Here is a 24,795-nt window from a genome sequence, read left to right as displayed (position 1 = left end):
CGGGATAAAAAGGGCTTACTCTTTGAACAAAGAAAAGCTAATTATCACCAAAGGGGCGTTATGTTAATAGATGCAAAGCAAACCGTCACCTGCAAAATGACACAACTTAAAATGAGAGTGTCATTTGCCCATTTAACAAGGTTGAAAAATCATCTTGTATAAAAGGTAGGATTGCATCTGCAATAGGCATTAACTGCTTGTTGATATAGTGCTCGTAATCAGGTGCAGCGGTAATGTGCTCTAATGGCTCAGGCCCCAAGAGGGTAATTATATAACTAATCCAACCGCCTTGCTGATATTGTTGAGGTCTATTTTGGGATAAATTATATTCATCGGCTTTACGTGCTGCTTTGACATGAGGGGGGACGTGGTGCTGATATTCTGATAATTTTCGACGTAACCGTTTACGATACACTAATCTCTCATCATATTTTCCCGAAAGCGTATCTGCGACATAATCACGAATAAACTGCTGATAAGGTTGTTGATGAAAAATGCGCGTATAAAGCTCTTGTTGAAATTTTTGAGCGAGGGGCGTCCAATCTGTTCTGACAGTTTCTAATCCTTTAAACACCATTTTATCATTGCTGAGTCCGGCATAGCGTTTCTTACTACCCGTTTCCATGCCTCGAATTGTGGGCATTAAAAAGCGACGATAATGGGTTTCGTATTCTAGTTCTAATTTGCAATCTAGTTGATAGTTTTCAAGAAGATGTGTTTTCCACCACTGGTTAACATCTTGTACTAATTGATACCCAATCTGTTGTGCTTGCTGTTCTGTATGAGGTGATTTCAGCCAAACAAAGGTTGAATCCGTATCGCCATAAATAACTTGATAACCTTTGGCTTCAATTAACTCTCGCGTTTTTTTCATAATTTCATGACCTCGTAGCGTAATAGAAGACGCTAAACGAGGATCAAAAAAGCGACAGCCCACAGAGCCTAAAACACCATAAAAAGCGTTCATAATAATTTTGAGAGCTTGAGAGAGTGGGGCATTTTTATGTAATTTTGCGTTATCTCTTTCATGCCAAATTTGCGACACAATAGCGGGTAAGCAGTGCAGTTCCCGTGAAAATCGAGCTTGGCGAAATCCAGAAATAGAAAACTTTTCATCGGGTTGGTGCATACCTTCAATCATTCCTACGGGATCGATTAAAAAAGTACGAATAATAGAGGGATAAAGACTTTTGTAATCAAGCACAACAACAGAATCATATAAGCCGGGAGCCGAATCCATGACAAAACCACCGGGGCTATGCTCTTCGGGTTTTTCGCCTTGGTTAGGCGCAACATATCCAATGCGATGCATTGAAGGGAGATAGAGATGGGTAAATGCAGCCACAGAGCCGCCACTCCTATCAACGGAAAGTCCCGTAACACAGGCTCTCTCCAATAAGAATGCCATAAGAGATGTCGCATCAAAGATACGGTTCACTAAGACACAGTCTTGCCAATTATAATAAGCCAGTGCGGGCTTATCTTCTTTAAAGCGTCGATTAATTTCGTCCATTCTGGCGTAAGGTGTATCGATAGCTTTACCTTCACCTAATAGTGTTTGAGCAACAGATTCGAGGCTAAAAGAGGGGAAATTCCATGTCGCCATTTTCAAAGCATCGATACCATCGATAATTAAACGACCTTGAGCAGAAGCAAAAAAATGGCCTTTTTTAAATCCATGCTCTCGCCATTCTAACGGACTGTTTTGGCGACCTAATAATAAACTGACGCCATAACGTTGGGCATGTGTGTACAAAATACGCAGATCGAACTGAATTAAATTCCAACCGATAATCGCATCAGGATCGTAATGTTGCATCCACTCATTTAACTTTTCAATTAAACGCAATCGGCTACTGACATAACATAAGCGATAGCCTTCCGGTTGCTGACTTTCACTCACTATGGGCAATTCATCAGTAAGCATAAACACCACATCATCACCACAACCGGCAAGCCCAATAGAGTAAAGCTCACCAAACTCACTGGTTTCGATATCTAAAGAGACAGTTCGAAGCGCAGGTCGATAATCGGGGGCTGGTTTTAATGTAGTAATATTATTTTGCTGATAACGAAACCAAACTGGTGCGGTGATAAAGCGCTCCATCATATAACGTTCATGAGGGCGGATATCCGCTTCATAAAGGCGAATATGGTGCTCTTTAAGTTGTTGCTCAAGTTGGACAAGTTGGCGGTATTGTTTGCAATAAACGCCAAAGACGGGCTGTCTTTCGAAATCTTTTAAATCGAGAGGGCGAATTTCAATATCAGGATTTTTATTAACGAGAGAACGCAAAACAGTTTCATGTTGGCGGGCAACAAAGCCAATTGCGCGTTGCATAGGAACAGTAATTTTACTCGGGCCATTATCTGTAGCAAGCCAATAAGAGACGACAATACCTTTCGGTGTGTCGCTCCAGTGGCGAGTAAGAATAAAGCCTTGTTCCGTATGAGCAATCATGAGCACCTAATAAACACCAATAATTCACTAAAGATGTGTTTATTATAGTCAATATAGTGGTTATTTATACAGTTAATTTTGGCTGAGCTTAATTAAACGGAATACCTAAAATAAGTGATTGATCCACTTCACCATTTATTAGTGATTGTGTATTTCCATCATACACAATCATACCGTTATCTATCACAATCGCTCTTGAGGCGATTTTTGCTGCATCTTCTAAGCTATGAGAAACCATCAATAAGGTTAACGCTTTTTCACGGCAAAGTTGCTCTAGTAGTGCCAACATCTCAATGCGTAAAGCGGGATCGAGTGCAGAAAAAGGTTCATCAAGTAACAAAATAGGTTGTTCACGAACAAGGCAACGAGCAATAGCAACACGTTGACGTTGACCACCTGATAATTGAGAAGGTAAACGTTCAAGATATTCACTAAGTGCCACTTGCTCTGCTCGACTCTCTAATAGCGCTTTTTGATCTTCAGTCAGCTTTAATCCCGGATTTAATCCCAAGCCAATATTTTGCCTTACAGTTAAGTGAGGGAATAAATTATTATCTTGAAATAACATAGAAATAGGGCGTTTTGCGGGTACTGTTTTTGTATGATCTTGCCCGTTAAGAAACAGACTTCCCTTTTCTGATGGCAAAAAACCAGCAATTAAACTGAGTAATGTACTTTTACCAGCACCACTTGGACCTAATACAGCAATGCGTTCTCCTGCATTAACCGTTAGATTAAATAAGAGATGTTGGTGTTCATAGGTGTAAGCAAGGTGCTCTAATTTAATCATGAGATTTTCCAGCTAATCGTTCTATTAGGCTAAAAAGAGAGAAGCAAAGTAGCAATAAGATCATGGCTGTTACTGCACCATCTTGTGTGTGGTAAGCGCCAATTTGCTGATAAAGATAGAAAGGCAATGTTCTAAATGTTTCATTACCAAATAGGGCAACAATACCAAAATCACCAATAGAAATAACACAAGCAAAGGCAAGCGCTTGTGAGATTGGTTTTTTTAATGCACGTAGTTCTATCCAACGAAGCCGGTTTATTCCTTGCAAATTCAGTGACTGACATAAAAGGCCATAACGCGAAGCGATATCATTCATCGGATTTTCCAGCACTTTTAAGGCATAAGGTATGGCAATTAATGCGTTGGTCAAAATCACTAAAATATAAGGTGATTCAGGTAATCCAATTGTATTGTTTAATAACAGAAAAAATCCTGTTGCCAACACAATGCCCGGCATCGCCAGAATAATCAAACCACTCATTTCCATGGCTTGTCCTGCTTTTTTAAAATGGCGTAAGCGAAGCTCTCGGCTACTCCATAGCAACATCATTGTTAATACAACGCAGACAATACCCGCACCAACGGCAATAATCAGTGAAGTTGTAAAAGCTTGCCAAAGTACAGGCTGTTGTATAACACGTAGAAATTGGCTATTAAGACCATCAGTGATCACGGCCAAAATGGGCGGCACCAAAAAGAGGATCGCAAGGGTGATAATCAAACCATCGGTTATTTTGCTAAAGATTGGATCATAGGGATCACGCCAATGCAGTTTTTGACTGCTTCCCACAAAAAGAGTGCCTTTTAGCTTTTGGCTGATAAGCACTAAGCCTAAACAACAAAAAAGCTGGATCAGAGCTAAAAGCGCAGCACGATGTAAATCGTAGTCATAACTTAATGCTTGATAAATAGCGAGTTCAACCGTTGTTGCTGCGGGACCTCCGCCTAAAGCTAACACCGTAGCGAAGCTTGCAAAGCAGAGCATAAAAATCAGTGATGCTGTGGGGAGCATTTGTCGCCATAAATAAGGAAATTCCAGAAAGCGAAAACGTTGCCAGCCATTCATACCTAATTGTGAGGCTAATTGGCGTTGCTCTGATGAGATGCTTTCAAGTGCTTGCAATAGCATTCTGGTTGCTAATGGCATATTGAAAAAGATGTGAGCTAATAAAATACCTTGCAAACCATAAGGCGTAAATTGGTAGTCGATCCCTAGCCATTCACAAATTTGAGCAATCCATCCTACTCTGCCATAAACCGTTAAAATACCAAAAAGGGCGACTAAAACGGGTAACACAAGGCTCATTGCACATAGGCGTAAAAAGAGTGTTCGCCCTTTAAATTGGCGTCGATAGAGTGCTTTGGCGAGCCAAATAGCAGGTAATATTGAAAATAGTGCAGATAAAAAGGCTTGCCAGAAAGTAAAGCGAACGACATGCCATAAGTATTCATCAGCAAAAATAGAGGACAGCTCACCACTTGGCGCATTAAACCACAATGCGCCAAATGACAATAACGCCACAATAAGCAGTAAACCCGAGGCACATAGCCCCGGGATAAGCCATCTTCCCATTAGCGACTGACCGCAGATTGCCAATTACGAGTCCATGTCTGGCGCTCTTTTGCGACAATTTCAGCATCAAATTGCAATGATTTTTCAGGTTTAGGCATTAAAGAATAGACTTCAGGTAATGGCATATCTATAACAGGATACATCCAATTGGTAGTAGGTATCGTTTCTTGGAATGCAGGGGTTAACATGAACTGCATAAATTGCTGTGCTAATTCAGGTTGTTTGCTCGATTTGAGTTTTGCGGCAACTTCGACTTGTAAGTAGTGTCCTTCATCAAAAATCGCTGCGGCATAGTTATCTTTTTTATCCGCTAGAATGTGATAACCCGGGGATGATGTGTAACTAAGCACAAAATCACCTTCGCCTTTTAAGAATAAGCCATAAGACTCACTCCAACCTTTAGTGACTGTCAGTGTTTTCTCTGACAATTTTTTCCATTCAGTAGCGGTGTTTTCAGGATAAAGCGACTGCATCCATAACATTAAACCTAAACCTGGAGTACTGGTACGAGGATCTTGATAGAGGATCTTCCATTGTTCTTTGCTGTTTAGGAGTTCAGCCATGCTTTTTGGCGGATTTTGGACACGGTTTTTGTCATAAATAAAAGCAAAGTAGCCGTAGTCATAAGGTACAAAGGTATCGTCAGTCCATTTTTCAGGTAAAGTGAGTTTGGATGTATCGATATTACTTGGTGCAAAAAGTCCGGTTTCTTTTGCTGCGTGGATCAAGTTGTTATCTAATCCTAAAATAATATCCGCCTTACTTTTATCACCTTCCATACGTAAGCGATTAAGTAGAGATACACCATCAGACAGAGCAACCAGTTTTAGTTCACAATCACATTGCTGTTCAAACGCTTTTTTTATTGCAGGTCCCGGACCCCAATCTGCGGTAAATGAATCATAAGTGTAAACAGTGAGTGTGGGTTTTTGTGCTAAGGCTTGAGTCGAAAAAGTGCTCATAATGCCCAGTGCGCCGAGCAGGAAAGTAAAGCGAAGCGATTTAGTTAACACGTTTAGTTCCTCAGTAAAAGTCAGGTAGGATCTGAGGAGTGAGGATGGCAAGCCAATGAATATTGCAACATCCTGACTCAAATCCCTACGCCAGTATTAGCTGGATCAGGTTCCACGAGTTTTTCTCAGCCTAGAAATAGAAAGGCACCCCGTTGAGACTTTCCCATTGTAGATAAATACGCGAGCCATGCAAAGTCTGTTGATAGAGGTTTACCGTCTGTGAGTAGTATGAAACAATGAGTTATCTTTCAAATTTGGTTATTGAGGTAGTCTAGTGATCGATGATGATGGCTACCGCCCGAATGTAGGGATTGTAATTTGTAATCGGCAAGGGCAAGTGCTTTGGGCTCGTCGCTATGGGCAACATTCATGGCAGTTTCCTCAAGGAGGAATTAACCCTGGAGAATCGCCAGAGCAGGCAATGTACCGAGAGTTGTTCGAAGAAGTTGGGTTAAGTCGCAAGGATGTCAAAATTCTTGCCTCCACACGTAACTGGTTACGTTACAAGTTACCTAAGCGTTTGGTGCGTTGGGACACAAAACCTGTTTGTATTGGACAAAAACAGCGTTGGTTCCTTTTGCAGTTAACAAGTAATGATAAAGACATCAATGTTCAACAAAGCAAAACGCCAGAATTTGATGGCTGGCGTTGGGTGAGTTATTGGTATCCAGTTCGACAAGTCGTCTCTTTTAAACGCGATGTTTATCGACGTGTAATGAAAGAGTTCGCACCAGTAGTCATGCCGTTGCAAGAACAAGTGTCTTTACCGCGTCCATCGTATGGATATCGGCGTAAAAGGTATTAGATAACACTATGCTGACACGTTTGCGAGAAATTGTAGAAAAAGTGGCTATGGCAGCAGGGCTTCCAGAAGCGCTTGAACTCTTAGTCAAGGAAACGTGTCAGGCAATGCACACGGATGTGTGTTCTATTTATCTTGCCGATAAACAACGTAGTTGTTTTTATCTTATGGCGACCAAAGGGTTAAAAAAACCTAGAGGGCGAGCCGTTAGCCTTTCATTTGATGAAGGCGTTGTTGGTGAAGTGGGTCGTCTTTCAGAACTTATCAACCTCGCTGATGTTCGTGAACATCCTAGTTTTAAATACCTTCCTCAAGTTAAAGAAGACGATCTCCGCGCTTTCCTTGGCGTTCCTATCGTTTATCGTCGCCAACTCCTTGGTGTATTAGTCGTTCAGCAAAAAGAGCGTCGCTTATTTAATGAGAGCGAAGAATCTTTTATGGTGACGCTGGCGACCCAGCTTGGTGCCACATTATCGCAAGTACAAACTAAAGGACTTTTTGGGCAATATCGTCAAAGTCGTATTAAAGCACTTTCAGTTTCTACTGGCGTGGTCATGGCTTATGGCTGGCAAGAAGTTTCTCAACCTATTCTTGAAAATGTTTTTAAAGCCAGTGCCCTTGATATAAAAGCAGAATTAAATCGACTTACGGTGGCTTTAGAAGATGCGACCGCAGAATGTCGCCGCTTTAGTAAGCGCTTTATGGCGAATGCACAAAAAGAGAGCGCTGCTATTTTTGATCTCTACTCGCATTTACTTAACGATCCTCAGCTCAAACATAAAATGACCGCAATCATTACACAAGGATATGTTGCGGAATGGGCTGTCAAAGTGGTGGTTGAGAAAGTCGCTGCCCAATTTTCTAGCCTGAAAGATGGTTATATGCGAGAGCGAGCGTCTGATCTTAAAGCATTAGGGCGTCGGTTATTATTCCATTTAGATGATGATCTAAGCTCAACCAATATTTGGCCAGAGCGTTTTATTTTGGTGGCTGATGAATTAAGTGCAAGTTTATTGGCAGAACTACCTGAGCAACAACTTGCTGGTGTAATTGTTCGAGATGGTGCAACTCACTCGCATTCAGCCATTCTTGTTAGAGCAATGGGCATACCCGCAATTATGGGGGCGGATATCCAGCCTGAGCTTCTACATAATCGAATGCTTATTCTTGATGGTTATCGTGGTGAGATTTTTATCGAGCCCGAGCCTTTTATTACTCAAGAATATAAACAAATTATTGATGAAGAGAGTGTATTAAGCCAAATTGCAGAAGAGCAGCTTGAACAGCAAGCGGTTTTAAAAAATGGTGAGGCAGTTAGCGTTCAACTGAATGCGGGATTAAATATAAAATATGAACAACGCATTAGTGTTGGAATCGATGGCGTTGGTTTATATCGAACAGAAATCCCTTTTATGCTACAAAGTGGTTTTCCTTCAGAAGATGAACAGAAAAATCGCTACCGTGAGATCCTCTCTTTTTTCCCTGATAAACCCGTTGTATTACGTGCTCTAGATATTGGTGCTGATAAGCAACTTCCTTATATGCCAATTAATGAGGAAAACCCCTGCTTAGGTTGGAGAGGAATAAGAATATTGCTCGATCAACCGGAAATCTTCCTTATTCAGCTACGCGCAATGCTAAAAGCAAACCTCGAATTTAAAAATTTGAAAATATTGTTGCCGATGGTGACAAGTATTGATGAAATTGACGAAGCTAGAACATTACTGCTACGAGCATGTGATGAAGTGAGTCGAGAGCTAAAATGTGAATGTGCTCCACCTCCGTTAGGTATTATGCTTGAAGTACCTTCATTGGTGTTTATGTTGTCACAATTAGCCAATCGGGTTGATTTTATCTCTGTTGGAACAAACGATTTGACTCAATACTTACTTGCAGTCGATCGTAATAATACCCATGTAGCATTACTCTATGATAATTTGCATCCTGCGTTATTGCGTTCACTGAATTTGATTGCAACACAATGCCAATATTATCAGTTGCCAGTGAGTGTTTGTGGTGAAATGGCGGGCACGCCAATAGGGGCATTGCTGTTAATAGGGCTCGGTTTTAGGCAGTTAAGCATGAGTGGTCGTAGTTTACCTAGGGTAAAATACTTATTGCGCCATCTTGATCCTGTGATGTTACAGCCTTTTATGCAACAGGTGTTGCAAGCTGAAACAGCAACAGAAATTAAAAAATTGTCTTCTGAATTTATGGAACGGCAAGGATTAGGTGGATTAATTCGCGGAGGTATCTAGTAAGCCTTCGTATAAGCCTTTTCTATGTTGGTAATAAATGACCAGCACAGAAATTATTGATTAAGTGAAGTAGGGAATAATGAGTATAAGCTACCTTAAATTTCCAGAGATCGATCCTGTTATGTTTTCTATCGGGCCTGTGTCATTACACTGGTACGGTATGATGTATTTAGTTGGGTTTGTCTTTGCCTTATGGCTTGCAAACCGTCGAGCTGCAAAACCGAATAGTGGTTGGACTAAAAATGAAGTTGAAACATTACTTTATGTTGGTTTTGTGGGTGTGTTTATCGGTGGTCGTTTAGGTTATGTTTTATTCTATAACCTACCTGTCTTTTTAAATGATCCTCTTTACCTCTTTAAAGTGTGGGATGGCGGTATGTCATTTCACGGCGGTTTAATTGGGGTAATTTGTGCCATGATTTGGTTTGCTAAACGTACTAAACGTAAATTCTTCCAAGTGGCAGACTTTGTTGCACCATTAATTCCATTTGGCTTAGGGTTAGGTCGTGTTGGTAACTTTATTAACGGTGAATTATGGGGACGCGTCACATTCGATACACCTTGGGCTTTCTTATTCCCAACCTCGCGTTCTGCAGATCTCCAGCTTGTTGCCCAAGATCCAGCAACACTACTGCCAATCATTCAAGAATATGGGGTTTTACCTCGTCACCCATCACAGCTCTATGAAATGCTATTAGAAGGGGTGGTGTTATTTATTATTCTGAATATCTTTGTGCGCAAAAGTCGTCCAATAGGCAGTGTGTCAGGTTTATTCCTTATTGGTTATGGCGCATTCCGTATTATTGTTGAATTCTTCCGTCAACCAGACGCACAACTAGGATTATTTGGTGGTGTGAGTATGGGACAAATTCTTTCAATTCCAATGATTTTGTTGGGTATTATTTTTATGGTATGGGCTTATCGTCAAAATAAAAAAACACCACAAAATCCAACACCTGCTCACAAATAGTGTGAGATAAATTTTTTATTATTAGCTAATTACAAGAGAGACAACATGAAGCAGTATCTGGCATTGTGTCAACGCATTATCGATGAAGGACAATGGATTGATAATAAACGGACAGGAACCCGTTGTTTAACGGTGATTAATGCCGATCTGGAATATGATGTTGCAAATAACCAATTTCCGTTGATAACGACACGTAAAAGCTTCTATAAAGCTGCAATTGCAGAGTTGTTAGGGTATTTACGCGGTTACGACAACGCAGCGCAATTTCGTGAAATTGGTTGTAATACATGGAATGCAAACGCTAATGAAAATGGGGCATGGTTAAATAACCCTCATCGTAAAGGTGAAGACGATATGGGGCGTGTTTATGGCGTTCAAGGACGTCAGTGGCAACGCCCAGATGGCTCCCATTTTGATCAACTACGTAAAGTGATAGATAACTTGACTAAGGGTATAGATGATCGTGGCGAAATCGTAACGTTCTATAACCCGGGTGAAACTGAGCTAGGTTGTTTGCGTCCTTGTATGCATACACACACATTTTCATTAGTGGGTGATACGCTTTATTTAACCTCTTATCAACGTAGCTGCGATGTGCCATTAGGTTTGAATTTCAACCAAATACAGTGCTTTGTGTTATTAGCGCTGGTGGCTCAAATTACAGGGCATAAGCCAGGTAAAGCATTTCATAAGATAATCAATGCACATATCTATGAAAATCAATTACCACTGATGCGAGATGTACAACTAAAAAGAGAGCCATTGCCGCTACCAACATTACATATCAATCCAAAAATTAAAACGTTGGAAGATATTGAAACGTGGGTAACAACAGATGATTTTACCGTTGAAGGTTATCAGTGCCATGAAGCGATAAAATATCCATTTACGGTTTAATTTTTCTTTTGCATTTAAAGCCTCTGTTTAGTGATAAACAGGGGCTTTTTTATTTCTATCATTAACTTTAAATTCAATAAATTAAAGTCAGCTCAATATTGTTGAAAATCATTTTTTGTATTTGTTCTGAAAATATTGTTACTGCGTCATTGTTCGAAAAAAACACTCTCTTTTATTTACCTTACAAAGGTTTAGCTGCATTCTCAATTGCAGGATCTAAAGGAGAAAAAATGAACAGTAACATGGAAATAAACCTAAATAGAAAACTTGAACAAGAGAGTGAATTTGGGATAAGCCTGTTTGAAATGCTTATTGTCATGATGATCACTTCGATTCTAAGTTACTTATCAATCACGACTTATCAGCAATTTATTCATCAACGTCAATTGATACATAGTGTGCGAGAAACCATAGCCTTTCTTTCTTATCAGCGACAACAAGCGCTACTATTTAATATAAAAATTAAAATATCACTTCATTTATCGCCCAGTAACAAAGTCGTCGCTATTCCTTTTCCTCTGCGACATTCACCTGAAAAACAAACGATTTTTCAATTAGCGTCTGGTATTCAACTTAAACAATCAACCGTCTCAAATTTTACGTTTGGGGGTATTCGTCAAACCTTAAGACCAATGAGTTTTGTGCTTCAAGGTTCAGAAGGTGAAGTGAAAGTTGTTATTTCATCTTTAGGCAGAATAAGAGCATGTAGCCAGAAAATTAAGGTATTTTCGCCATGTTAAAGCGATCAATATTCTCATTTTCATCTGGCATGATGCTGATGGAGTGTCTTTTTGCCATGGCAATTAGTGGGGGTCTGTTTCTTTGTATTAGTCGAGCTTACCCTCAAGTAATGAATACACTGCACCATTGTTACCAACAATACCAATTAGATATTTTTTTAAGAGAACGGTTATTGGTACTAGAAACACAACTAAGGCGCATTGGGTATTGTCATGGTGATTGTACTCATGCATTGCAGTCAAATAGAGGGCAAATCTCACCTTTAAAAATAGGACAGTATCCTTATCAAGAAAAAAACTCCTGCGTTATTTTTGCTTATGACGTAAACAGCAATGGTCGATGGGATGCACCTTCTTCAAAAGAGAGTGATTATTTTGGTTATCGGCTTAAAAATGGGCAATTGGAGCAATTAAGAGGAGTACAAGATTGTGCTTCTTCAGGATGGCAACGATTTTTTGAAAGTCATGAGATTGAAGTGACAGAGTTTATTTTGCGCCCTTATTCAAGACGACATTTTATTAAAGATAAGCCCCTTGTTTACCTTTCAGTCTCTTTAAAATTTCATTTAAAACAATCTCCTGCTGTGAAGTCACATTATCAGAATGACATTCGGTTAAGGAATGTGACCACGTTATGAGTATTGATTTAACACACAACAAAAGGGAACAAGGGTTTGCAAGCTTACTTGTCGTAATGGGATTTATTGTTATGAGCTTATCAGCACTTGGGAGTTTTGCTTATTATTACCGGCAGTCTCAACAAATAGTGATGCAAGAGTTACAAGCACGACAAGCTTTTTTATTTGCTGAATCCGCATTAGTGTGGGGAATAAAGCTGAATTGGGAAATTTCGTCGTCACAGTTAAATAAATGGCAATGCCGTCATTTTCATGCAGACCCTAAAATAAAAAGCTGTTTATTTTTGCTCTCTTTGGAAAAGGGCTTATTACAAGGGCAAGCAGAAAGCTTAAAGGGTTATAAAATATATCATTATCAATGGGTTGGTTTTTCGAAGGACAAAAATAAATCTATTGTTGCACATCCAAATGGATGGCTAGATTATTGCCCATTAGTGCATAAGGAGTGTGCGTTATAGATAACAGTCAAAATAAATCAGAAAATGGCTCTATTTTACTTAATACAATGTTTATATTACTGTTTTTTAATATTAGTTTTGTCGCTATTATAGGGTATAGTCAATCATTAAAAGCTGATTTTCAGCAGTTAATTCAAATTCAGCAGGTAGGGCAGGAACTTTTTGTTTTATTTGAACAAATGTCTGATAAATCACCTGACTATTTCGCATCTAACCGAAAAATAATGACACGCTCACTTTTGCAGTCTGAAGGTTGTCAGCAAATAGAAGGTTATGTTGAGAATCACGCATTACCCAAAATAAGTCTGTATTACTGGTCATGCTATTAATAAGATGAGGATCTGATGTTTCATATATATCACTCAAATCAGTTATCATTACTAAAGTCACTTATGGTGCACTTTATGCAGACCAGACCACTTTCTTCTCCTTTTGAACAAGAAGTGATCCTTGTACAAAGCCCCGGAATGTCTCAGTGGTTACAAATCCAGCTTGCCGAAAGTTTGGGTATTGCTGCTAATATCCATTATCCATTACCAGCGACCTTTATTTGGGAAATGTTTACTCGGGTATTATCAGGTATACCTAAAGAAAGCGCTTTTTCTAAAGATGCCATGACATGGAAATTAATGGCATTGCTTCCTGAATTTTTATCTCATGAAGAATTTAAACCTTTATTGCATTATTTAAATGATGATGAAGATAAACGTAAGCTTCACCAGTTAGCGGGGCGTGTGGCTGATTTATTTGACCAATATTTAGTTTATCGTTCAGATTGGCTAGCTTCGTGGGAAAAAGATGAGTTAATCGAAGGGCTGAGTGAAAATCAACGCTGGCAAAAAATATTGTGGGTAGCATTACAGCAATACACAAAAGATCTTAATCAGCCTCAATGGCATCGTTCTAATCTTTATCAACAATTTATCTCTACATTAAATAATGCAGAAGAAGGGCAGCTTCAGCACTGTTTTCCACCTCGTATTTTTATTTGTGGAATTTCAGCGTTACCTCAAGTTTACTTGCAGGCGTTACAGGCTATTGGACGTCATACCGAGATCTATTTACTTTTTACCAACCCTTGCCGTTACTATTGGGGAGATATCCAAGATCCTAAATTTCTCGCTCGTCTTAATAGTAGAAAACCACGCCATTATAAACAATTACATGAATCCCCTTGGTTTAAAGATGAAATAAATGCTTCTTCGTTATTTAATGACGAAGGTGAGCAAAATATTGGTAATCCGCTATTAGCATCATGGGGAAAATTAGGTAAAGATAATCTTTATTTCCTCTCTGAACTTGAATACACCGATGTGTTGGATGCGTTTGTTGAGATCCCAAGAGATAACTTACTTCACCAGTTGCAGGCGGACATCCTTGATTTAGAAGATTTTTCACAATTAGGTACAACACTTGAAACTTATGAGTGTAGTGAAAATAAACGTGTGATTTCGCCAGATGATTATTCACTGACTTTTCATGCTAGCCATAGTCCACAGCGCGAAGTGGAAGTGCTACAAGATCAATTACTGCATTTGTTAGAGCAAGACCCTGAATTGCTGCCGCGTGATATTATTGTGATGGTTGCGGATATTGATAGCTATACACCTTATATTCAAGCTGTGTTTGGTAATGCGCCTTCAGAACGTTATCTTCCTTTTGCTATTTCAGATAGAAAAGCGCGTCAAGCACACCCTGTATTACAAGCTTTTATTACGTTATTAGAGCTTCCTCAAAGCCGTTTTACTGCCGAACAAGTATTGGCACTACTCGAAGTTCCTGCTTTAGCTGGGCATTTCTCTATTTTTGAAAATGAATTAAAACTACTGCGTCGTTGGGTTGATGAGTCAGGTATACGCTGGGGATTAGATGATGAGAATGTGGCTTCATTCTTATTACCTATTACGGGTAAAAATACGTGGGAATTTGGCTTACTGCGCATGTTGCTTGGCTATGCGATGGAAAGTGAAAATGGTCCTTGGAAAGGCGTTCTTCCTTACGATGAATCCAGTGGATTAGTCGCTGAACTTGCAGGGCATCTCGCTGATTTTCTTTATACATTAAGTGATTGGCGTACACGTTTGAGTGAAACTCGTTCATTAGAAGCTTGGCTAGAAGTTGGGCAACAATTAGTTGATGCCTTTTTTGAGTCTGATGAAGAAACGGAATTAGTCTTAGCGCTTATTATCCAACAATGGCAAAAAGTGATTGAAAACGGATTGAAAGCGCAATATCAAAATGAAATTCCGCTAGTTCTTATTCGTGATGAATTAACAGTGCGGTTCGATGATGAAAAAATCAGTCAACGCTTTTTGGCTGGTAGTATTAATTTCTGTACATTAATGCCTATGCGCTCCATTCCCTTTAAAGCGGTGTGTTTATTAGGCATGAACGATGGTATTTATCCTCGTAATATTCAGCCGCTAGGGTTTGATTTAATGGCGGAAAAACGCCGTCGTGGTGATAGAAAACGTCGTGATGATGACCGCTATTTATTCCTTGAAGCGCTTAGCTCAGCTGAAAAATACCTTTATATCAGCTATATTGGAAAATCGATTCGTGACGATCGAGAATGTAATCCATCCGTCTTAATCAAAGAATTACAAGATTATATTGGGCAAAATTTCCGTTTACCAGAGGATGGTGAACTCAATGTTGATGACAGTGCGACTCGTGTAAATCAGCGTTTATTAACACAACATAGCCGTGTTCCTTTTGCTCAAGAAAATTTCCGTATAGGTGCTTCCTTTCGTTCTTATGCCTCCGAATGGCTGCCTGCTGCTAGTGGGCAAGGGGAGGTTCATCAAAGTTTTATCGAACCACTTAATGATGACGACACAATAGATAAAGTCTCTGTTGATGCACTGGCACGTTTTTATCGTCATCCTATTCGTGCTTTTTTCCAACAAAGATTAAAAACAAATTTCGTTATTGAAGAAACAGAATTACCCGAAGAAGAGCCATTTGTGGTCAATGCACTTCAACGTTATCTATTGAATCAATGGTTATTAAAAGCATTGATTGATCAAACCTCAACAGAAACACTGTTTGAGCGTATCAAAGCAGCAGGACAACTTCCAGCAAGTGCTTTTGGTCAAATCTATTGGGAGCAACAAATAGAGGAATTACTTCCTTTAGCTGAAAAGATAAGAAGTGAACGATTAGCCACACATTCTGTCACATTAGAGCAAAGCTTTAGTGCAATACCATTGATTGGTCGTTTAAATGAGGTACAAGCTGATGGTTTATTACGTTGGCGACCTGCCAGCTTAACAGCTAATGACTTATTGCAACTTTGGATTGAGCACCTAGTTTATTGCTTGAAAGAGGGCACTGGTGAGAGTCGGTTTTACGGTAGAAAAGAGACTCAATGGTGTTTATTACCCGTTGATCCTGAGTTTGCCTATGCAACATTAGACAAGTTAATCAGTGACTATAAACAAGGGTTAAACAGCCCATTAGCGCTATTTGCGAAAAGTGGCTGGGCTTGGTTACAAGCTTGCTATGATAAAAAATCACAAGAGTTTTTACTTGATGATGAAGAGACTCTTGAAAAAGCAGAATTAGTACTGATGCAACATTTAACGGATAGCTATAATCGAGATGGTGAAATGAGTGACATGTATGTTCAGCGTGCTTTTTCTCAATTAGATGAACTTTTTTTACAAACAGTCAAACAGACGGCATTAACAATATTTAAACCAATAATTCCATTTCTGAAAAAATAAGGGAGCTCATATCAGATGAGAAAATACTTCTCGCAACTATGGATCATGTTGCTATTGATGCTAGTGAGTATCAACAGCTTTGCCGCTGATCCTCTCTGGCAAGTATTGCCAGATAGTATTGAAAAAAGTGAGAGCGATCCACGGCAATATCAAGCGATTAAACTACCTAATGAAATGACCGTATTACTGGTTTCTGATGAAAAGGCAGTTAAATCATTAACGGCTGTGGCATTACCTGTTGGAGCATTAGAAGATCCAGATAGTCAGCAAGGTCTTGCGCACTATTTAGAGCATATGGTGCTAATGGGATCGGTGAAATATCCTCAATCAGGCAGTATGTCTGAATTCTTACAAAAGAATGGCGGCTCTCATAATGCGAGTACAACGACTTACCGCACTGCGTTCTATTTAGAAGTAGAAAATAGTGCCATTAATGAAGCGGTAGATCGCCTTGCTGATGCTTTAGCTGAACCTTTACTTGATCCTAAAAACGCAGATCGTGAACGTAATGCTGTTAATGCTGAATTAACAATGGCGCGCGCACGCGATGGTATGCGTTTTTGGCAAGTCAGAGCAGAAACTTTAAACCCAGCACATCCAAGTTCTCGCTTTATGGGGGGGAATCTAGAAACATTAAGTGATAAACCAAATAGTAAGCTTCAAGATGAATTGATTAAATTCTATCAGACACACTATTCTGGCAATTTAATGAATGGTGTTATTTATAGTAATAAATCACTTGATGAATTATCTAAATTAGCCGCAGAGACTTTTGCTCGTATCCCGAATAAAAAGGCTGACGTGCCTGTCACAACAGTACCTGCTATGACGGATAAAGAAAAAGGGTTAATGATCCATCTTGTACCTGCTTTGCCGCAAAAAACCTTACAGATTGAATTTGGTATTGATAATAATGTTGCCGATTTTCGTAGTAAATCTGATGAATATATTGGTTATTTAATCGGTAATCGTAGCGCGGGCACATTGGCAACATGGCTACAAGATCAAGGCTTGGCTGAAAGTATTAGTGCCTCTTCAGAGCCTTATATTGATCGTAACCAAGGCTCATTTACGATTTATGTCGCGTTGACAGATAAAGGTTTAGCGCAAAAAGACAAAGTGATTTCTGCTATCTTTGCATATATTCGTTTAATTCAAACAGAAGGTATCAGTCAGCGCTACTTTAATGAAATTGCGAATGTATTAGATCTCTCATTCCGTTATGGCTCTATTGTAAGAGATATGAATTACATAGAAGGTATTTCGGATATGATGCTGCGTTATCCAATCAAAAATATCCTAGATGCAGACTATATTGCTGATAATTATGAACCTTCAGCGATCCTTTCTCGTCTTGATTCTCTTACACCAGAGAAGGCTCGTATTTGGGTAATTAGTCCTAATGAACCTTCTAACAAACAAGCCTATTTTGTTAATGCGCCTTATCAGGTTGATAAAATCACAGATAAGCAATTAAAAACATGGCAAGCATTATCAGACGATATTTCATTATCACTGCCAGCACTTAACCCTTACATTCCTGATAATCTTTCACTAATTGATGCGGACAGCAAAATCATCAAACCACAATTGTTGTGGCAAGATAAAAGCGCTCGCTTATTTTATATGCCATCACACTATTTTTCTGATGAGCCTAAAGCCAGTGTGACATTAAGTTTAGTGAATAAGAAATCAGACATTACTGTTAAGCAGCAAGTGACGCAAACCTTAACTGATTATCTTGCTGGTTTAGCATTAAGTGAATTATCTTACCAAGCTTCTGTTGCGGGAATGAATATCTCATCCTCATCAGGGCAAGGCATTGATTTTTCAATGAATGGGTATACACAACATTTACCAGAATTAGTTAATGCGACACTGAAAAGCTATATGAGTTTTGAATCAACTCAAGAAGAACTAGATCAGGCTAAATCTTGGTATCGTGAACAGCTTGAAGTGACTCATAACTTAAAAGCATTTGAAGCCGCTATGCTGCCAGCTCGCCGATTAAATACGATCCCGTATTATGAAGAAGCTGATAAAATCAAAGCATTAGAGTCAATTACACTACAAGATATTATTGATAATCGCCGTGAAGTCATTAAAAATTCGGCACTTCAAGCACTGATTATTGGTAATTTAACACCAGAGCAAAGCCGTGATATTGCTAAATCTGCACACGAATTATTAGGTAATCAAGGCACAGAATATTGGATCGGTGAAACATTAGTATTCAATAAATTAAATGCAGTTGAATTCCAAAATAAATCGAAGAGTACAGATAATGCATTAGGTGAGCTTTATATCCCGACAGGTTATAGCCGACTTGAAGGTCAGGCAATTTCTTCAGTGCTAGCCTCAGTTATCAAACCTTGGTTCTATGATCAATTAAGAACAGAAGAGCAACTAGGTTACGCCGTATTTGCTTATCAAGGCACTATGGGTGAGCAATCAGGTATCGGCTTTTTACTACAAAGTAATGCAAAACCACCTGTCTACTTAAATGAGCGCTATAACGCATTTTATCAGCAAGCTTACGAACGTTTGAAAAAAATGAACGAAGCTGATTTTAATCAGTATAAACAAGCGATTATTACCGAAGTTAAACAGCCACCTCAAACGTTCTATGAAGAAGTTTCTCTTTATCGAAATGACTTCCATCGTAATAACTTAAAATATGATGGCCGTGAAAAATTCTTAGCAGAGCTTAATAAGGTTACGTTAAAACAAGCTATTGAATTTTATGAAAAAGCAATTATAAAACCTAACGGATTTATTTTTGTTTCTCAAGTTATTGGTAAAGATGGCAAAGATGCTGATTACGCAGAAAATAAACAATGGAAGCGTTACACCACAGTAAGTGAATTACAAAAAACCTTACCTGTTGAGGAAATTAAAGAGTGAGTGAAGTGATACAGGCACAGCCATTAAACCCGTATACGCTTCCTCTGTACCAAAGACGCCTCATTGAGGCGTCTGCGGGAACAGGGAAAACTTATACAATAGGGTTGTTGTATTTACGGCTGCTTCTTGGATTAGGCGGAGAATCTGCATTTTACCGCCCTCTCAGTGTTGAAGAGATTTTAGTTGTAACATTTACGGATGCGGCGACAGATGAATTACGAGCACGTATTCGTAAAAATATTCATGAACTAAGACTTGCCTGTATCCGTCACGATGTTGAAAGTAGTGATAATACTTACCACGAGTTACTCAAACAGATACCTAATAAAGAGCTAGCGGCACAGTGGTTGTTAGAAGCTGAACGCCAAATGGATGAAGCAGCTATTTACACTATTCATGGCTTTTGTCAGCGTATGTTGGCGAACAATGCCTTTGAATCAGGAGTCTTGTTTGAACAAGTCTTGATCCAAGATGAATATGAGCTCAAAAAACGGGTATGTGCTGACTTCTGGCGTCGCCATTGTTATCCACTTTCTTATGATGTTGCTAATGCAGTAAGCCAGATTTGGTCTGGCCCAGAACAACTGCTTTATGAAATACAGCCTTATTTACAAGGTGAAATGCCTGAAATAGAAGGTGTGGCATTAGATAGCGAAAACGAATCAGTAAAAGAGCGTCATCAAGCGGTTATCGAAGCAATTAATAATGTTAAAACTCGTTGGAATGAACATCATCATGAAGTTGAAGCATGGATAACGGCTTCAGGTGTCGATAAACGTAGTTACAGCAGTCGTTTCTTACCTAAATGGATTGAAGAAATCACTTTGTGGGCGTCAACACTAGAAACTAAAAGCTATCAATTACCTGATTGTTTAGTTCGTTTTTCTCAAGAAACATTGAATGAGAAGGCGACTAAAGGTCCAGCGCCAGAGCATATTCTGTTCGTTGAAATTGAACGATTAACAAAGCAGAGTTTGACTTTGCGTGATGTTATTTTGGTCAACGCGATCCCTGAAATACGCCAAGGTATTGAAAATGAAAAAATGCGTCGTGGCGAAATGGGATTCGATGATTTATTAACACGTTTAGATAGAGCATTGAAACGTGAAGGTGGTGAAGCTTTAGCACAAGCCATTCGTGAACGCTATCCAGTAGCAATGATTGATGAATTCCAAGATACAGATCCTCAACAGTATCGTATTTTTGATGCGATTTATGGTGAGTATGAAAACAGCGGTTTGTTGTTTATCGGTGATCCTAAACAGGCAATTTATGCTTTCCGTGGTGCGGATATTTTTACTTATATTCAAGCTAGAAAGCAGACATCTCATCACTACACATTAAACACTAACTGGCGCTCTGCACCGGGTATGGTGAATGCAGTTAACAAACTTTTTATGCGTTCGAATGCTCCATTTTTATTTGAGCATATCCCTTTTATTGAAGTAAGTTCAGCTGAAAAAAACCAAGACATGGCTTTTATTTACCATGATAAACCGATTTCTCCTTTTAATTTTTGGCTTGCTGAAGGTGAAAGCGTTTCTACGGGAAATTATGAACAAATCATGGCGGCACAATGTGCTGCACAAATTCGTGATTGGTTATCAGCTGGGGATCGGCAACAAGCTTGGCTGATTGAACAAGATACAAAAAAATCGGTTACATCTGCTGATATTATGGTGTTAGTGCGTAGCCGTAGAGAAGCCGTACTTATTCGTGATGCACTGAATTTACTTTCGATACAATCGGTGTTTTTATCCAATCGTGAAAGTGTATTTGAAACCAATGAAGCTAAAGATCTACTTTGGTTATTACAAGCAGTTGTAACACCGGAGAAAGAGCGAGTCTTAAGGGCATCTTTAGCTAGCCGATTATTTGGTTTTAGCGCGAAGCAAATTGATGATCTGAACCGCAGTGAAGCGCGCTGGAATAGCTACGTAGAGAAATTTGCTGATTATTATGTACTATGGCAAAAGCGTGGTGTTTTACCGATGTTGCGTAAAATCATGATGGATAATCAGATTGCGGAAAACTTGCTCGCAAGCATTGATGGTGAACGTCGGCTTACAGATATCATGCATATCGGTGAACTATTACAAGAAACATCATTACAGCTTGATAGTGAACACGCCCTTATTCGTTGGTTAGCACAACAGATTTCTCATCCCGATGCGCAGTCTGAAAGCCAACAAATGCGTTTGGAAAGCGACCGAAACCTTGTGCGGATTTGTACTATCCATAAATCTAAAGGCCTTGAATATCCTATCGTTTGCTTACCTTTTGCTTGTAATTATCAAGAGCAGAAAGGGGCGCTTTATCATGATAGAGAGAAATTTTACGCAAAATTAGATATTTTTAGCCGACCTGAAAGTTTGCGTTTAGCAGATGAAGAGCGCTTAGCTGAAGATTTACGCTTACTTTATGTCGCATTAACACGATCTAAATTCTGCTGTTATGTTGGTGTTGCTCCTCTTGTTAAGGGGACTAAACGTAAGTCAGGGCTTACCGATCTGCATAAAAATGCTTTAGGATATTTATTACAGCTAGGTGAAGAAGGCGATAGTGAATTATTGCATCAATCAATCCATGCTTTATTAGATGATAATATCAGTGTAACAACGCTTGATAATATATCTGCACATCGTTATCAGCCTCAATTAATGGCTGAAACAAAACTTGAGGCTGCTATATTTAAACGCCAGATCCATGATAACTGGCGTATAACGAGTTATTCAGGGTTAACCTATCAGCATTCAAATCGTAATTCTCATTTTGATTTAGGTGATATTGAGGCTTTAGTGCAATCTATCGCACCGGGGCTTGATACAGATGCTAAAGGTGAGAAGCAACAAGGGGAGGTTGATGAAAATTCAATTCATCATTTCCCTCGTGGGGCAGTAGCAGGAACGTTCTTACACAGTTTGCTGGAAGTATTAGATTTTTCACAACCTATTGATGAACTGTGGATGCAAGGACAATTGACAGCTCAAGGTTTTGATGAAAAGTGGGCTCCTCTTTTAGTTTCATGGATGGAAACGCTATTTCATACACCTCTTAATACTCAAGGATTGTGTCTTGCTGATATCCCAAAATCACAACAACTTGATGAATTACAATTCTATTTGCCTATTGAAAAAGAGGTATCATCAACCCAGTTGACTCAATTAATTAGCCAGTTTGATCCACTATCAAAACGTTGTCCAGCTTTGCAATTTCAACAAGTAGAAGGGATGCTCAAAGGCTTTATTGACTTAGTCTTTTCTTGGGAAGGTAAATACTATGTTGTGGATTATAAATCGAATTGGTTAGGTGAATCGAGTGAGGATTACACACAAGAAGCGATGATGAATGCAATGATGGATCATCGCTACGACTTGCAATATCAACTCTATACCTTAGCGTTACATCGTTTTTTACAACAGCGCATCCCTGATTATGATTACCAAAGCCACTTTGGCGGAATTTATTACCTCTTCTTACGAGGTATAGACAAAGCGCATCCCGGAAATGGAGTTTATGCTTATTTACCTGATGAGGCTTTTGTTTTGGCTCTAGATTCACTATTTACAGGTAAAAGTAGCAAACTTGATGTAGTCGGTGAGAAATAAAAATGATCAAACTATTAGAACAAGCGATTACACAAAACTTATTACGGCCTTTAGATCTTCGATTTGCACAAATGCTGGTGGAAGATGAAAACCCTATTTTACTGTTTATATTTGCTTATTTGAGTGCTCAAACTGGAGCGGGTCATGTTTGTTTACCATTGAGTATTATTCAGAAAGATCAACTGTTTGATGGTAGACAAAAGGAGTTTGCACAAGAAATTTGGCAAAAAATGGGTAAGCCTTCTGCTAAAAAAATAGTAGAAGAATTGACTCATTGTCATTGTGTTAATCAAAGTGGCGATGATTCTCCCTCACCCATTATTTTAGATAATGAACTTCTTTATCTACAAAGAATGTGGAGCTATGAAGAGAAAGTTGCTCGTTTTTTTAGGCAAGAGCATGCCATTGTTGATATTGATGAGAATGAATTAATTAAAGTACTCGACCAACTTTTTCCAACAACGAAAGAAAGCCAAGAAACAAATTGGCAAAAAGTGGCTGCGAGTGTTGCTATTACAAGCCCTACCTCTATTATTTCTGGGGGGCCTGGAACAGGGAAAACGACAACAGTTGCTAAAATTTTAGCGGCTTTTGTGATGCTTACATCGAATGAAAAGCCGATTATTCAATTAGCGGCTCCTACAGGTAAAGCCGCTGCGAGATTAACGGAGTCTTTAGGTAACGCTTTGGCACAACTTAATTTAAGCGAAGAAGAAAATAAGTGGATGCCAAAACAGGCACAAACTATTCATCGTTTATTAGGCGCTCAGCCTGAAAGCCAGCAAGTGCGTTACCATAAAGATAATCCATTACAGCTTGATATTTTAGTTGTTGATGAAGCATCGATGGTTGATTTACCTATGATGGCGCGTTTGATTGATGCACTTCCACCAAAATGCCACGTTATTTTCTTAGGTGATAAAGACCAACTAGCTTCTGTTGAGGCGGGCGCTGTATTAGGTGATATTTGCCGTTTTTCTGAAAATGGTTTTAGTCAAAAGAGATTTGATCAAATTAATCACTTGACCAAAGGTGAGCTGGCTAAATCTACCGACATTATTCCTGTCTCTCAAACACCCGTTTCTGTCGTCAGTGATTCTCTGTGTCTGCTACGAAAAAGCTACCGCTTTGGTGAGAATTCAGGGATAGGGCAACTTGCTTTCGCGGTTAATAAAGGACAGACCAAAACAGCCATTGCGTTGTTGAAAAAAGCAGAGATTAGCCCACAACAGCTTGAAATCGCATTAGAGCCTCAAGATGTGAGCTTTATTGCTTTAGAGTCAAAAGAGAGTTATTTACTGATGATCCAAGATGCTGTTAATGCCTATCGAGAGTATCTCACTTTAGTTTCTCAAAAAGCATCACCTGATATTATTCTTAATGCATTTAACCAATACCGTCTATTGTGCGCGCGAAGAGAAGGCCCTTTCGGTGTAAGTGGTCTAAATGACAGAATTGAAATGTTATTGCATCGTCAGCGATTGATCCGCCGTCCTACAAATAGTTATCAAAGTGATTATATTGGACGCCCCATTATGATCCAACGAAATGACAGTACGTTAGGTCTGTTTAATGGTGATATTGGTATTATGCTCAATAATGATGAAGGTGAAATGAAAGCTTTTTTCCAACTACCTGATGGAAAATTGAAAGTGATCCAACCTAGCCGATTACCACAACATGAAACTGCGTATGTAATGACAGTGCATAAATCACAAGGTTCGGAATTTACCCATACAGCGTTAGTACTGCCCGATAAATTTTCACCTGTTGTTAGTCGTGAATTATTGTATACCGCATTAACACGGGCTAAACAGAAGCTTTCTCTTTATGCCTCAGAGTTGATGGTGAAAATGGCAATACAAACACGTATTCAACGTCGAAGTGGATTAATTGATAAGTTACGTTATTAGTCGTTAGTTAATAATGAAAATAATAAAAGACAGGCATTGAGA

16 protein-coding genes and 1 riboswitch are annotated in these 24,795 nt (G+C 39.1%); of the genes, 12 read left to right on the top strand and 4 right to left on the bottom strand.

Features of this window, described 5'->3' with window-relative positions; genetic code table 11:
- Positions 1-106 precede the first annotated feature (106 nt).
- The 4 genes from D7029_RS15405 to thiB all read right to left on the bottom strand — a co-directional run bounded on the left by D7029_RS15405 (position 107) and on the right by thiB (position 5,786).
- Positions 107-2,461 carry a DNA polymerase II gene (locus D7029_RS15405; RefSeq protein WP_194951151.1) on the bottom strand — a complete coding sequence of 785 codons (2,355 nt, stop codon included), beginning with the start codon at positions 2,459-2,461 and terminating at the stop codon, positions 107-109.
- An 88-nt stretch (positions 2,462-2,549) separates the two neighbouring features.
- A complete protein-coding gene (gene thiQ, locus D7029_RS15400) occupies positions 2,550-3,251 on the bottom strand; it encodes a thiamine ABC transporter ATP-binding protein ThiQ (RefSeq protein ID WP_075671766.1) in 702 nt (233 codons plus the stop codon).
- Positions 3,244-4,848 (bottom strand): thiamine/thiamine pyrophosphate ABC transporter permease ThiP, encoded by a 1,605-nt coding sequence (thiP, locus tag D7029_RS15395; RefSeq protein WP_194951150.1) that lies wholly within the window; start codon positions 4,846-4,848, stop codon positions 3,244-3,246. The genes thiQ and thiP overlap by 8 nt, the downstream gene beginning before the upstream one ends.
- Positions 4,824-5,786 (bottom strand): thiamine ABC transporter substrate binding subunit, encoded by a 963-nt coding sequence (gene thiB / locus D7029_RS15390; RefSeq protein WP_201161583.1) that lies wholly within the window; start codon positions 5,784-5,786, stop codon positions 4,824-4,826. The genes thiP and thiB overlap by 25 nt, the downstream gene beginning before the upstream one ends.
- A 115-nt stretch (positions 5,787-5,901) precedes the next feature.
- Positions 5,902-5,999, bottom strand: a riboswitch (TPP riboswitch).
- Positions 6,000-6,111: 112 nt separating this feature from the next.
- Between thiB and rppH the strand changes: the two genes are divergently transcribed.
- The 12 genes from rppH to recD all read left to right on the top strand — a co-directional run bounded on the left by rppH (position 6,112) and on the right by recD (position 24,753).
- The gene (gene rppH, locus D7029_RS15385; protein ID WP_036934096.1) at positions 6,112-6,642 is read left to right on the top strand and encodes an RNA pyrophosphohydrolase; all 531 of its coding nucleotides are present in this window, start codon (positions 6,112-6,114) and stop codon (positions 6,640-6,642) included.
- Positions 6,643-6,650: 8 nt separating this feature from the next.
- Positions 6,651-8,897, top strand: coding sequence for a phosphoenolpyruvate--protein phosphotransferase (gene ptsP / locus D7029_RS15380; protein WP_088494671.1), 2,247 nt, complete (start codon positions 6,651-6,653; stop codon positions 8,895-8,897).
- A 79-nt stretch (positions 8,898-8,976) separates the two neighbouring features.
- Complete coding sequence (gene lgt / locus D7029_RS15375; RefSeq protein WP_194951148.1) at positions 8,977-9,867, top strand: prolipoprotein diacylglyceryl transferase; 891 nt, start codon at positions 8,977-8,979, stop codon at positions 9,865-9,867.
- 45 nt (positions 9,868-9,912) lie between these two features.
- Positions 9,913-10,764, top strand: a complete 852-nt coding sequence (locus tag D7029_RS15370) for a thymidylate synthase (protein WP_088494673.1) — start codon at positions 9,913-9,915, stop codon at positions 10,762-10,764.
- A gap of 230 nt (positions 10,765-10,994) precedes the next feature.
- Positions 10,995-11,504 (top strand): potassium:proton antiporter, encoded by a 510-nt coding sequence (locus tag D7029_RS15365; RefSeq protein WP_228766699.1) that lies wholly within the window; start codon positions 10,995-10,997, stop codon positions 11,502-11,504.
- The gene (locus D7029_RS15360) at positions 11,498-12,142 is read left to right on the top strand and encodes a prepilin peptidase-dependent protein (protein ID WP_194951147.1); all 645 of its coding nucleotides are present in this window, start codon (positions 11,498-11,500) and stop codon (positions 12,140-12,142) included. Before D7029_RS15365 ends, D7029_RS15360 begins: the two co-directional genes overlap by 7 nt.
- Positions 12,139-12,600, top strand: coding sequence for a DUF2509 family protein (locus tag D7029_RS15355; RefSeq protein ID WP_194951146.1), 462 nt, complete (start codon positions 12,139-12,141; stop codon positions 12,598-12,600). The genes D7029_RS15360 and D7029_RS15355 overlap by 4 nt, the downstream gene beginning before the upstream one ends.
- A complete protein-coding gene (locus tag D7029_RS15350; RefSeq protein ID WP_228766698.1) occupies positions 12,588-12,929 on the top strand; it encodes a hypothetical protein in 342 nt (113 codons plus the stop codon). Before D7029_RS15355 ends, D7029_RS15350 begins: the two co-directional genes overlap by 13 nt.
- A 15-nt stretch (positions 12,930-12,944) precedes the next feature.
- A complete protein-coding gene (gene recC, locus D7029_RS15345; protein WP_194951145.1) occupies positions 12,945-16,328 on the top strand; it encodes an exodeoxyribonuclease V subunit gamma in 3,384 nt (1,127 codons plus the stop codon).
- 15 nt (positions 16,329-16,343) lie between these two features.
- Positions 16,344-19,232, top strand: a complete 2,889-nt coding sequence (gene ptrA / locus D7029_RS15340) for a pitrilysin (protein ID WP_194951144.1) — start codon at positions 16,344-16,346, stop codon at positions 19,230-19,232.
- Positions 19,229-22,840: an exodeoxyribonuclease V subunit beta gene (recB, locus tag D7029_RS15335; protein ID WP_194951143.1), complete on the top strand. Its 3,612-nt coding sequence runs from the start codon at positions 19,229-19,231 to the stop codon at positions 22,838-22,840. The genes ptrA and recB overlap by 4 nt, the downstream gene beginning before the upstream one ends.
- A gap of 2 nt (positions 22,841-22,842) precedes the next feature.
- The gene (gene recD / locus D7029_RS15330; RefSeq protein ID WP_194951142.1) at positions 22,843-24,753 is read left to right on the top strand and encodes an exodeoxyribonuclease V subunit alpha; all 1,911 of its coding nucleotides are present in this window, start codon (positions 22,843-22,845) and stop codon (positions 24,751-24,753) included.
- Positions 24,754-24,795 lie beyond the last annotated feature (42 nt).

Origin of the sequence: Proteus vulgaris, from assembly GCF_016647575.1 — a bacterium.
GTDB lineage: Bacteria > Pseudomonadota > Gammaproteobacteria > Enterobacterales > Enterobacteriaceae > Proteus > Proteus mirabilis_B.
This window is presented reverse-complemented; position numbering and strand designations above follow the sequence as displayed.